At 58.1% G+C, this 12,231-nt stretch carries 11 protein-coding genes and 2 pseudogenes; 9 read left to right on the forward strand and 4 right to left on the reverse strand.

Annotation, left to right across the window (positions count from 1 at the left end; all coding sequences use genetic code 11):
• Positions 1-337, forward strand: a pseudogene (locus HGP12_RS34120) (DDE-type integrase/transposase/recombinase); the annotation flags it as partial.
• Positions 338-369: 32 nt separating this feature from the next.
• Here the strand turns inward: HGP12_RS34120 and HGP12_RS16780 are convergent.
• Positions 370-1,089, reverse strand: coding sequence for a substrate binding domain-containing protein (locus tag HGP12_RS16780; RefSeq protein ID WP_246703458.1), 720 nt, complete (start codon positions 1,087-1,089; stop codon positions 370-372).
• An 18-nt stretch (positions 1,090-1,107) separates the two neighbouring features.
• Positions 1,108-1,281: pseudogene (locus HGP12_RS34125) on the reverse strand (LysR family transcriptional regulator); the annotation flags it as partial.
• Positions 1,282-1,421: 140 nt separating this feature from the next.
• Here HGP12_RS34125 and HGP12_RS16785 point away from each other — a divergent pair.
• Both HGP12_RS16785 and HGP12_RS16790 read left to right on the forward strand, forming a co-directional pair.
• A complete protein-coding gene (locus tag HGP12_RS16785; protein WP_205926493.1) occupies positions 1,422-2,528 on the forward strand; it encodes an NADH:flavin oxidoreductase in 1,107 nt (368 codons plus the stop codon).
• 613 nt (positions 2,529-3,141) lie between these two features.
• Positions 3,142-3,852: an SDR family NAD(P)-dependent oxidoreductase gene (locus HGP12_RS16790; protein ID WP_168879343.1), complete on the forward strand. Its 711-nt coding sequence runs from the start codon at positions 3,142-3,144 to the stop codon at positions 3,850-3,852.
• Positions 3,853-3,873: 21 nt separating this feature from the next.
• On the opposite strand, the gene HGP12_RS16795 is transcribed toward HGP12_RS16790, so the two are convergent.
• Positions 3,874-4,761 (reverse strand): LysR family transcriptional regulator, encoded by an 888-nt coding sequence (locus tag HGP12_RS16795; RefSeq protein ID WP_205926494.1) that lies wholly within the window; start codon positions 4,759-4,761, stop codon positions 3,874-3,876.
• A gap of 123 nt (positions 4,762-4,884) precedes the next feature.
• On the opposite strand from HGP12_RS16795, the gene HGP12_RS16800 reads away from it, so the two are divergent.
• Complete coding sequence (locus HGP12_RS16800; protein ID WP_168879344.1) at positions 4,885-5,583, forward strand: peroxiredoxin-like family protein; 699 nt, start codon at positions 4,885-4,887, stop codon at positions 5,581-5,583.
• 752 nt (positions 5,584-6,335) lie between these two features.
• Positions 6,336-7,004, forward strand: a complete 669-nt coding sequence (locus HGP12_RS16805; RefSeq protein WP_246703437.1) for a hypothetical protein — start codon at positions 6,336-6,338, stop codon at positions 7,002-7,004.
• A gap of 286 nt (positions 7,005-7,290) precedes the next feature.
• Here HGP12_RS16805 and HGP12_RS16810 read toward each other — a convergent pair whose 3' ends face one another.
• Entirely contained in the window at positions 7,291-7,923 is a 633-nt protein-coding gene (locus tag HGP12_RS16810) for a TetR family transcriptional regulator C-terminal domain-containing protein (RefSeq protein ID WP_168879345.1), read from the reverse strand.
• Between the two features lie 250 nt (positions 7,924-8,173).
• Between HGP12_RS16810 and HGP12_RS16815 the strand changes: the two genes are divergently transcribed.
• The 4 genes from HGP12_RS16815 to HGP12_RS16830 all read left to right on the forward strand — a co-directional run bounded on the left by HGP12_RS16815 (position 8,174) and on the right by HGP12_RS16830 (position 12,107).
• Entirely contained in the window at positions 8,174-9,001 is an 828-nt protein-coding gene (locus HGP12_RS16815) for a uracil-DNA glycosylase (protein ID WP_168879346.1), read from the forward strand.
• 5 nt (positions 9,002-9,006) lie between these two features.
• Positions 9,007-10,629: a GMC family oxidoreductase gene (locus tag HGP12_RS16820; RefSeq protein WP_168879347.1), complete on the forward strand. Its 1,623-nt coding sequence runs from the start codon at positions 9,007-9,009 to the stop codon at positions 10,627-10,629.
• Between the two features lie 10 nt (positions 10,630-10,639).
• Positions 10,640-10,978, forward strand: a complete 339-nt coding sequence (locus HGP12_RS16825; protein WP_168841582.1) for an NIPSNAP family protein — start codon at positions 10,640-10,642, stop codon at positions 10,976-10,978.
• 106 nt (positions 10,979-11,084) lie between these two features.
• Positions 11,085-12,107 carry a BMP family ABC transporter substrate-binding protein gene (locus HGP12_RS16830; protein WP_168879482.1) on the forward strand — a complete coding sequence of 341 codons (1,023 nt, stop codon included), beginning with the start codon at positions 11,085-11,087 and terminating at the stop codon, positions 12,105-12,107.
• Positions 12,108-12,231 lie beyond the last annotated feature (124 nt).

Raw genomic sequence — 12,231 nt, forward strand, 5'->3', positions numbered from 1 at the left:
TTGCGCTCCTATGGAGCAGCCCGCGCCAGGCCATCCCGCACGTTGAACACCGATCCCGCGAGGGTCTGAACACCGGGCTGAGAATTCACATGTGCCGCTGCGAAAACGGGAGCGGATAATGCAAGGCCTCCTATCACCAGAAGGCCTTCAGCGGTTTCGTCTCTGTCTTTTCCGCTGTCCGTAACCTCTTTGTCCCACCGCGCTCAAACCCTCCGCATTGCAAAACCGCGTTCACCGCATCCAGGCGATCGCACAGTGGGGCCGCTACGGCCGACGCCATGCCCTGAGACCAATCCCCAGAGCCGTCTCCCGTCTATCCGAATTTAAGTTGAGGTGACATCGCCACGACAGGCCTTAATTGATGCGCAATCAAGGAATTGCGGCCGTCAGACGCCTTGGTTGAATATCCGTGAGCAACCGCTCCCGCAGCGCATCAATGAAAACTCGCACCCGGGCGGGCACGCGGGTACGAGTAGGGAAAACCGCCCAGATACCAATTCCGACCGGTTCGACGTCAGAAAGGACGATGCTCTGCAATTCTCCGCGTTCGATCAGTTTGTGGACGTCCCAGTAGGTCATCATGGCAATACCGACACCCGCGACGCACGCTGCCCGAACTGCATCGACCGAACTAGCTGAAAACGGACCGCTTACACGAACGCGATGAAGTTCGCTACCAAGCATAAACGGCCAAGTGTCCATCGCGTGTAGTTTGATGCACGGGTGCGCCACCAGGTCGCCTGTCGTCGATGGTCTTCCATGGCGGTTGATGTAATCGGCTGACGCGCAAAGGGTATAGGGATTGTCGGCCACTTTCGTCGCAACCATGTCGGAAGGCTTCATTAGCGCGACGCGAACGGCAACGTCCAGACCCGTCGTCGCAATGTCGATAACACCGTCGCTGAGAGTCAGGTCGACGTGTAGCCCGGGATTGCCGGCGATCAAATCGGCCACGACGGGAACAACGATGGAGTGGCCGATAACGTTTGGAGCCGTAATTTTCAACACGCCTGAGAGGCCTGAGCGGCCGGAGGACACCGACTCAAATGCTGAATCGCGAGCTTCGATGAGTGCAATGGCATGGGGCAAAAAGGCCTCGCCCTCAGGCGTTAGCGAAAGGGATCGCGTTGTTCGGTGGAACAAGCGCGCGCCCAACTCGGCTTCAAGGCCTGCTAACCTGCGGCTGACTAGCATTGGTGTAAGACCCAACTGACGAGCCGCGGCCGACAGGCTGCCGACGGACGCGATGACACGAAAGAGAGTTACGTCCGCTAGGTCCATATTTTAACGCTAGGCGATATACTGCTTAGCGTCAATCCCATCTTCTCCCCTCGGCATTCAAAAGCTATTTCTAGAGCCAGCAGCCGATTATCTCTGACATTCATGCTGAGTACGGCCGATTTTATGCTCTGGAGGTTTGGATGATAAACATTGATACTAGCACGCTTTTCGCGCCGATCGTTATAAACGGCCATCCTGTGAAGAACCGCCTCTCGGTCGCGCCGATGACACGTATCACCGCGACCGAGGACGGCCGGGCAACCGAGACGATGACCCGCTACTACGAGCGCTTCGCGCGGGGCGGTTTCGGCGCGGTGACCACGGAAGGCATCTACACCGACCAGGCTTTCTCGCAGGGTTACATCCATCAGCCGGGCATGACTGACGAGGCCCAAGCCAGCGCCTGGAAGCCGGTCGTCAACGGCATCAAGGCACATGGAGCGCTCGCTATCGCCCAGTTAATGCACGCCGGCGCAATCAGCCAGGGCAATCGCTTTCGAGACACCACGGTCGGGCCGTCTCCAATCCAACCCAAGGGCGAGCAGATGACGTTTTATCACGGCAGGGACCGCTACGTTTTGCCCAGCACGATGACGGAGGAGCAGATCGCCGATGCCATCGCTGGTTTTGCCGGCTCAGCCGCACGGGCGATCGAAGTCGCCGGGTTTGACGCCATCGAAATCCACGGCGCCAACGGCTACCTGCTCGACCAGTTTTTGACCGACTACGCCAACACGAGAATGGATCGCTGGGGCGGTGCCACTGAGAACCGCATGCGATTGATTCTAGAAACGTTCAAGGCGGTTCGTGCGGAGGTCGGCGCCAATGTCCCTGTCGGCGTCCGGATCTCGCAAGGCAAGGTTAACGATTATCATCATAAGTGGGCGGGTGCGGAGAGCGACGCCGAAATCGTCTTCGGCAGCCTCGCCGATGCTGGCGCCGACTTCATCCATGTTACCGAGTTCGAGGCCTACAAGCCTGCGTTCGCCGAGGGTGGCCCATCATTGATGCGCCTCGCCAAGCGATACGCACCCAAAGCAGCGATCTTTGCCAATGGCAGTCTGCACAATGTTGAGCAGGCCGTGGCTGCGCTTAACGACGGCGCCGATGTCATCACGATAGCGCGGGGAGCGCTGGCAAATCCCGACCTGCCTAAACGCTGGTCCAACAACATCGCCCTGGAGGAGTTCGATCCCACGATCCTCGGTCCAATCGCGAACATCAAGGAAACTGAACTGGCGATGTGATGGCCGCGCTGCTGGCAGCTGCCTTGAACGCAGATCAAGGTCAATCAAAATGGGTAGCGTTGCAATATTCTGGTTGCAGCTTCTGGTGAATTGCGTCGTCTTTGCCGTCCTCGCGGCATGGCACGTATGGCCAACACTGGCCAATCTACGTCGCAATTTTGCTCTAATTCCGCTGCTCTGGGTGCAATGCCCCGCTAAGTGGGAATGACCTTGTTGGCTATGGCATGGTCGATCCGAAACTGCCCAACGAGCTCCTTTCCAGTGCGGCTTGCGGTGATCTGTTGGAAGCGGCGCTGGCTCTCGCCTCCCTGGTCGCTCTGCGGAGCAATTCGCGGCGCCGTTTTGCTCGTACGGGGGACCAATATATAGGGATTTGTCGATCTACTAAATGGTGTACGCGGTGTCTTGCAGCTGAACGTTCCAAGCTTCAACCTGGCCACCTTCTGGTATATCTACACGTTCTACACCGTGGTGATTATCTCTCATGCGATGGTCTTCTGGGTTTTAATCAAGTCTGGATCATGGAAGAAGTAAGGCTTCAGCTATCGGCGTCAGGAAACAACATTCGCCGCATCGTCCGCAGCTTGGGGACCAAGTAATTTAGGAGGCACAGATGGCAGAGCGCGCAACTGCGATCATCTTCGGCGTTGGCCCCGGCCTTGGGTGGGCGCTTGCAAAGCGTTTCGCGATAGAGACTATGCAGGTCGCAGTAGTCGCTCGGAACGAAGAGAAGCTGAATTCACTAATTCAGTCCGAAGGGGCTCACGATATTCGCGCTTATGCTGCCGACGTTTCAAAGAGCGATGATGTCCTCCGGGTCTTCAATGATGTCGGTCGCGACCTCGGAGAACCAGATCTCGTCGTATTCAACGCCGGCGCCTTTCAAAAGGCCAACGTCCTCGACATCAATCCTGCCGACTTTGAGCGATGCTGGCGCATCGGCTGCCTTGGGGGCTTGCTCGTCGCGCAAGCGGCCGCACGTCGTATGATCAAGCGGGGACACGGGACAATCATCTTCAGCGGTGCGACCGCCGCGCTGCGAGGCAGCGCTGGCTTTGCCAACCTGGCCGTCCCGAAATTCGGCTTGCGCGCCCTCGCCCAGAGCATGGCTCGGGAGCTGGGACCCCAAGGCATACATGTCGGATTCGTTATTATTGATGGACAAATCGAGTCCGAACGCTATCGGCATCTGGTCGAGGAGCGCGGGGAGGATTCTCTCCTGGCACCGGATGCGATCGCTGAGCTTTATCTGCAACTACATCGACAGCCGCGCAGCGCCTGGTCCCACGAGATCGATGTTCGTCCATGGTCGGAGAAGTTCTAGCTTGCTGGACCGGCGGTGATGTTAGACCGCAGAGAAGTTTTCCTCAAACCAGTTGACGAAGGCGCGTGCTTTCGCCGTCGGCAGTCTCCCACTCGGATAGAGAGCCCACAAGTCAGCGCCCGGAAGCTTCCAGTCAGCAAGCACCGGAACAACGCTCCCGCTCGCAAGCTCTGGTTCCATCATCCAGCGTGCGCTGATCGCGACGCCAAGACCGGCGATTACCGCCTCGCGAACGCCCTCGGCTGCACTGAATGAGAGCCGGGTGGGAATGCGCACGGACGTATCTTCAGTTGCGCGACGAAAACGCCATTCCTCCGCCACCAAGCCCTGTGTGTAGACAATTGCAGTGTGGTCGAGGAGATCATCCGGAGCGGATGGTATACCCATTCGCGAGAGATAGGCCGGGCTTGCCACGACCAAGCGTTCGCAGCTTGCAAGTTTACGTGCGGTAAGGCTGGAATCGGGTAATTCGCCAGCACGCAGGGCCACGTCAATATTCTCGCCCATTAAGTCAATGTAGCGGTCATCCATGACGAAATCGACGCGAAGATTGGGATGCGCGTCCAAGAATGCGCCGATCCTCGGGACAATGTGTAATCTGGCGAAGGTGACGGACGCGCAAACGCGCAATCGCCCATCGAGCCCTTTGCTCAATCCACGAGCAGCAGTCTCAGCCTCATCGGCTTCCGCGAGTGTTCGGCGCGCGCGCTCATAGAAGGCCTGCCCAGCTTCCGTTGGGTGAAGTTGGCGGGTCGAGCGGACGAGAAGTCGAACCTGGAGATGATCCTCCAATGCCGCAACCAATTTCGACACAGCCGGCTGCCCAATCCGCAAATCCTGCGCAGCCGCCGAGAAGGAGCCTGTCTCAACGACCCGGACAAATACCTCCATTGCATGCAACCGATCCATATTACACCATATATTCTAATTAGGAATATATCCTATCGCCTCAGCCATCCTTCCGCAAGGATGAGGAATAGTTCATTTAGGCATTACGCCAGCGATATTGCTGGATGGACCAGGAGAATTTTGATGACCCTTCAGGAAACCCTCGCCACGATCGCGAAATCCGGCCTGCCGCTGCAAGGCAAGCTCGATGCGTTAAAATTCGAGTTTGATAACAACATCGCGCCGCCGGCGGCCGTCGAGGTACTGCACCGTGCCACCGAAGAACTGATCTCGTCCGGCGCGCAGAGCCGCGCACTGAAAGTTGGGGACGTTGCGCCAGAGTTCATCCTTCCTGATCCTGATGGCAAACTCGTCTCTTCCCGGGTGCTCCTCGAATACGGACCACTTGTGGTCACGTTCTATCGCGGCGCCTGGTGTCCATTTTGCAACTTCGACCTGAGCGCGCTTGAAGAAGCCCGTTCGGAAATCGAAGCGCGCGGCGCGACCTTGGTTGCGATCTCGCAGCAAACGGCGCCCAACAGCCGCAAATCACAGCGGCAGAACGGACTGGGGTTTCCGATCCTCGGTGACCATGGCGGGGAAATCGCCGCTCAGTTCCGCGTGCGCTGGACTTTGCCGGCCTACCTGCGTGAGGTCCAGAAGGCGCTCGGTGCGGACCTGACGCAGTTCAACGGAGAGGACAGTTGGACCCTGCCGATGCCCTCTCGATACGTGATCGCCCAAGATGGTACGATCGCCTACGCTGAGGTCAACGCAGACTATACGCGGCGCCCCGAGCCCTCTGCGATATTCCCGATTTTAGAACAGCTGTCGCGCCGGTAGGCCGACGATCCTTTGGCAATTCGCCCATTCAAGTCTTCGGCGCCTAAAATGCTGAAGACTATGCGCCCAAATCCAAAGTTCTATTTGTTGCGGGTTGCGATCGCCTATAACACACCACGAAAGATAATGATAACGATGCCCCTTCCAGTAATCCCCTCGATCGAAACCGCCTCGGCTGTGGTGGCGTCGCTTTTTTGGTGTCCGCCATCGTCCAACATTTAACGAATACGATTAAGCGCGGCGCCCAGTCTGGCATGGCATCGTAAAGTTAAAGGGCTCCGGTCACTCCGCCGTTTATGGTATGGCTCGGGCACTCAACGTGCTCAGTGCCCGACACCTGCCTGGGCACAGCAGCAGACTTATTGAGCCATAACCACGCCTGACAGTTACAGTACGGACGCCGGCGCGGAGCGGGGCATCTCGCGCATCTGTTTCAACATCTGAACCGCAGCTCAGATTCCCAATCCGCTTTGGAAGGAAGATCTGTATGGGCGCCCAACCACTCCATCGGAGCCAGAAGGAGGTGGGCAGCAGTACTTACCTCGTTTCTCGGAAATCGGTTGTCGCGCGTCTGGCGGATTGTAAAAAACGAGGCGCGCACTACAACTTATCTGGCAACGATTAGGATCGATAGCGCTCTGTTACACGTCGCGGCTAAGCGGCATTGGCGCGGATCGGCGACGGGCACCGAGACGCCTGATCGGAGATAGGTTGGGAATTTGCGAAAACAGCTTTCATTTCCGAGGTTTGATATGCAGATCATATGGCGCGCCGTTGTTCTGGCGACCACAACATTTCTTTGCGTCACCGCATTTCAGGCGCGGCGGCAGACGAACGGGCAGAAATGGTTAAAGGACCCGAATTATCCGTGCGCATCGGTCTCGCCGGTATCGCTCACCGTCGGCCGAACCTATTGGGTCGGCGAATGCGCGGTCAATAAGGCAAGTGGCTTCGGAATGCTCAGGCGGCGCGACGGCGACCACGCCGGTCGCGCCTTTTATGGCGAGATGCGCGTCGGCGTTCCGGCGGTCGGCGTTATCGACAACGAGGGTTACCGCGTCGGCCGCTTCAAGGATGGCGACATCGGTGACGATGCGGAGCTTGTGTTTCAAGTCAGGATGGATGCATTCGAAGCGGCTGTCAGAGCAGCGCGCGAGGTTGATGCCGATATGCCAAACAGGGAAATCAGACTTCCGCCCGCCTGCACGAGGGGGTCGCGAAACAGCTTGAGGAGCAGATCGAATAATGTCGCAAGCTCTCATCCGGCCTTTGTTGCTCGCAGCCTTGTCGCTCACAATCTTGCCGGCCTTTTCCCGGGCTCAAAGCATCCCGTCAAACGGTCCAGCCCTTCCGGCGGAGGTCAAAGCCTTTATCACCCGGCGGAACGACTGCGACCATTTCCGTGGCGAAGCCTCGCCTGATGCGGGCCGTCAGGCTCAGATCGACAAGGAGGTACGCCGGCTTTGCACCGGCACCGACGCCGCGTTGGCGCGTCTCCTGAAGCGCTATGCCAAGAACGCTGCAGTTCAGGGGGCGTTGGCAGATTACGAGTCAAATATAGAAAGACACTGAAGTCCTTCTTTTCTCCCAAGCGTGGGTGGTTCAGCATCGCAGCTTGAGAAACTCATGACACGATCGGATTTATCAAGACGAACAATAGATCGTCTGAGCGTTGCTCAGTCCTTCGCAAAGTTCTCGCTTTGCCAATCATGCCTTTGGCAATATGCCGCAGAGAAGGGTTTCAATAACGGTTTCTGCTGCCTTGTCGTAATCCTCCGCCTTGAGGCGACTTTTGCGCAAAGCGTCACATGCCAGCGGCTCGAAGTCGCTATAGAACTGCGTTGCGGCCCATAGCATGATAAACAGATGCCGAGCGTCGGTCGGCATCATCTTCCCAGCGGCTATCCATCCGTCCACGACCTCGACATGCCGATCCGTGACCTGGCGCATATGTTCGCGATCCTTTTTCTTCAGAAAACGCGCGCCATGGATAATCTCACTGGCGAACAGGCGGGATTCTGCGGCATTCCTGCGCGTATATTCCAACTTCGCCCGCACGTAGTTTCTGAACGCGTCAGCAGGTTCGCTTTCGGCAGTTATCGGCTTGAGTGCATCGTCCCAGCTTTCGATCAGATGGGCGACGATGGCGGTATAAATCTCCTCCTTGGAGGAAAAGTAGTAATAGACGTTCGCCTTGGGTAGGCCGGACTTTTCCGCGATTTCCGCAATGCGCGTCCCATCGAAGCCCTTGCGTGAGAAGACGTCTATTCCAGCCTTCAAGATCAGCCGTCTGTTGCGTTCGCGAATTCGCTCTTCCTGGTCTCTCGCCGTTCTTGCCATGCCTGCTCCTCGCCTCCCGTCGCTTCCCGATCTTTCCAAGGCAGCACCAACGGATTTGCTCCATGTGTCGCCTTTGCGCTGGAAATGCAAGCTTCCGTCCTTGTGAAAATCCTGACCATATCGTCAGCTTTTTTTGACTGAAACGTCATTTTCTGTGTTTCGTAAGTTGACACTTTGGTCAGCTTTTGCCTAGTCTTCTCGTCAACGATAAAGGGGACAACCGCTGATGCCGATGCGATTGAGAGATGCGATGGCGGAATCATTGGGCGGTTGGGAAGCCGACCTTCCGGTTGCCTGGCGCGCGGCGATCGGACCCATTGGAGATGATCTATCGGGCATTGACGCCGGACTGGAATTCGAAGCCTGGGAACCCATCTTCCCGGTGCGCCGCGGCAAGCACTTTCCCGGCCAGCCCAGCGGTGCTCACGCGCTGCGCGCCTTCGACGACATCGCCCCCGAAGCAGTGCGCTGCGTGGTCCTCGGCCAGGACCCTTATCCGGAGCCCGGTTTTGCAACGGGCCGTGCCTTCGAGGCGGGCAATCTGGCGGGGTGGCATGAACTCGACAAGATGTTTTCGAAAAGCATCCGGGCCTACATGCAGCTGATCGTTGCTGCGCGCACCGGCAATGATGCTTATGCCCGCGCCTTCGACGACTGGCCGGCCACGCGAAAGTATCTGGAAAATCCGGAAAACGGCTTCGAGAGCACAGCTGAGATAGCAGATCGATGGGTGCGGGAAGGCGTACTCCTGCTCAATGCGTCGTTGACGCTCTCACGTTTCAAGGTTGATATCGATCCACACCAGTCTCGTGGTCACCTGCCCTTCTGGAGGCCGCTTATGCTGCGCATCGCCGAAATGCTGATTACGCGTGGTAGTCCACTGGTTTTCATCGGCTTCGGCAAGGCAGCCCAGAGCATTCTGGGAGAGGCGGGCCTGACGGAGGGCCTTTCCGGCCAGGTCGGCTGCGTACTGCGCGAACATCCAGCTTTCGCGGACGAGGTGCTTGGCAAGGAAAACCCTTTCACCCTTTGCAACAGCTATCTGGAGATGATGGGTGCGCAGCCCATCGCGTGGTGACGGCGATGGTTCAGGCAAATCACTACGATTTCATCATCGTCGGTGCCGGGTCGGCGGGTTGCGTGCTTGCCAACCGGCTCTCGAGAGATCCGGCAAACAATGTGCTGCTTCTGGAAGCCGGTGGCCGGGATCGCAACCCGCTGTTTCGCCTGCCCATGCTCATGGGGAAGCTGTTCCATTCGGGTATCTACAACTGGCACTATCATACGGAGCCGGAGCCCTATCTCAACGGGCGCTCGCTTTATTGGCCGCGCGGCAAGGTGTTGGGCGGCACATCGACGATCAACGGCATGATCTATGTTCGGGGCAACCGTCATGATTACGATCGCTGGTCGCAAATGGGCTTACCCGGCTGGTCCTATGATGAAGTGTTGCCGGCCTTCCGCCGATCCGAGGTGCACGTCGAGCGCAATGATGCGTTTCATAATGATGACGGCGAGCTGACGGTCTGCCGGGCACGCGGCTCCAATCAGCTGATCGATGTCTTCTGTGAAGCCGGCAGCCAGGCGGGCTATCCGCTGAACGACGATTTCAATGGCGCGAGCCAGGAAGGTTTCGGGCGTTACGACTTCACGATCAAGAAGGGCAAGCGGTGGTCCTCCGCTTGGGCGTTCTTGCGCCCTGCGCTCGATCGACCAAACCTGACGGTTCTAACGGAGGCTGAGACCAGCCGGGTTTTGATCGAAAATGGCCGTGCCGTTGGTGTCCGCTATATCGTCGGCGGCGTCGAGGCCACCGCCCATGCAGATCGCGAGGTCATTCTGTCAGCCGGAGTCGTCAACACGCCGAAAGCGCTGTTGCTGTCAGGAATAGGACCTGCGGGTGAATTGATGAAGGTCGGCGTGAAACCGCTTCACGATCTTCCCGGTGTCGGCAAGAATCTGCAGGACCACGTCGACTGTGTTATGAGTTGGGAATGCCGCGAACCGATCACTCTTTTCGGCGATCTGCGCGCCGACAGGCTTATCCCGGCCGTCGCCCAGGGCCTGCTTTTTGGCAAGGGCATCACCACGACATTTCCCTACGAAGCCGGCGCATTTATTCGTTCGAATGATGCCCTGGTAGCGCCTGACATTCAGCTGCATTTCATGCCGGCACTGGAAAAGACCGCGAATCTGCATTTTCCGAATCCGTTCCGGAAGCGCGCCACCGAGGCCGATCACGGTTTTACCCTGCGCGTCGGCCCGGTCAATCCGCTGAGCCGTGGCGAGATCACCTTGCGATCCTCCGATCCTGCGGACGCGCCGAAAATACAGGCCAACTACCTGCAGGCGGATTTCGACATTCGCACCATGATCGATGGCATCAGGCTGACCCGCGACGTGATTAGCCAGAAGGCCTTCGACAGATATCGCGGCCGGGAACTGGCCCCCGGCCCCCAAGCGGACACTGATGCCGCGCTGACGAAATGGCTGCGCGCCACGGCCATGACGACATTCCATCCCGTGGGTACCGCGAAGATGGGTACCGATCCGATGGCCGTCGTCGACGCGAAGCTCAAGGTCCATGGAATAGACGGCCTGCGCGTAGCCGACGCTTCGATCATGCCGATCATTTCGAGTGGCAATACCAATGCCCCTTCTATCATGATCGGCGAGAAATGTGCCGAATTCATCCTGACAGCATAGGACCGGACCGATGATCCTCGAACACCGCATGTACACGTTTCGGCCCGGTACGGTCGACAGATGGATGAAGAAGTACGAGGCCGAAGGCCTGCCGGTGCAGAAGCGGCATCTCAATACCTACGTTGGCCTATACGTCTCCGAGATCGGCACGCTGCATACGACGGTGCTGATGTGGGCCTACGACAGCCTTGCAGATCGCGAGCGGCGGCGCAAAGCCATGTACGCAGATCCCGACTGGCAGAAATTCATCTCCGAAGTCTGGGCGCTCGACGCGATCCAGAAGCAGGAGGTGATGATCATGTATCCGGCGCCCTCCTCTCCCGCCGTAACAACACAAACCGGAGAGTAATTACACGGTCGGAACCACCGGCCGAACCCGAAACGCAAGTCAGGCAACAAAATAAGGGAACATCACCATGACTGGCAACAACATTGGGACTTTCAAGAATATGACAATAGGCCGGCGCAGCTTTTTGCAGATGGGTGTGGGTGCCGCTGCACTGGGGCTTGCAGACGGCCTGATCCCCGACCTGGCGCGTGCCGCAGGCGGTCTCGTCGCCCTGGTGCATACGCAGGCCGCGGGCGATAATGGCCCTGTCGATTCGATGATCGAGAAGCTCAAGCAGCTCGCGGGTGAAAAAGGCTTCCAATACCGCGCGGTCTACGCCCAGGACCCGGCTACCTACGAAACGGTATTCCGCACGCTGGCAGATGCCGGTGCGGCGATCATCGTTTCGACCTTCAACGAGGTGGCCGAACCCTTCAAGGCACTCGCGCCTTCCTATCCCAACACCAAGTGGATTCAGCTCTTCGCTGACCCCTTCACTCCAACCATCGCGAATGTCGTCACAGTTTCATACGACTACTACCTGGGATGCTACCTCTCCGGTATGTTCGCCGCCAAGGTCTCGAAGACCGGCAAGATCGGCTATATCGGTGGTATCTCCATTCCGCCACTCAACGCCGATTTCAATGCGCTGAAGGCCGGCGCGTTGTCGGTCAACCCGAATGCTGCCGTTACCTCCGCCTTTGCCGGCTCGTTCCAGGATCCGGCGAAGGGTCAGGAAATCGCCACACAGATGTATAATGACGGCATCGACTATATCCAGACGGATTCGGCAGCGACCGACGGTGGCATCATCGCGGCGGCCAACGAGAAGGCCGGACGCATGGTATCAGGCATCTCGCCAGCCCAATACAAGCTCGGACCCAAGTCAGTCATTGCACTCGTCTCGCTGGATTTCGGCCAGTCTCTCTATAACGAGGTGACGAAAGCACTCGACCCGAGCTGGAAGGGTGACCATATGCCGACCGGCCTCGGCACAGGCGTCATCGACTTCATCGCTTCTCCGGTCTTTGCCAGGCAGGGTCCGAGCGAATTGGCAGCCGAGGCACAGGAAGCCTGGGCCGATCTCGAAAAGGCGAAGAAGGGCATCCTGGACGGAACGATCAAAGTGCCGTTCAGCACCACGCTCTAATCTGAGGCAAGGAGTTGGCGATCCCTACCCGGATTGCCCTGGGTCCGCGGCCCCGTCACACTCGCCCTCGTCAGGGCCGCGAACCCGTCCGTCGATGGCCTTTTTAGTCGGATCTTTGGGGTAA

The organism is Rhizobium sp. P28RR-XV (assembly GCF_012641385.1).
Classification (GTDB): domain Bacteria; phylum Pseudomonadota; class Alphaproteobacteria; order Rhizobiales; family Rhizobiaceae; genus Rhizobium.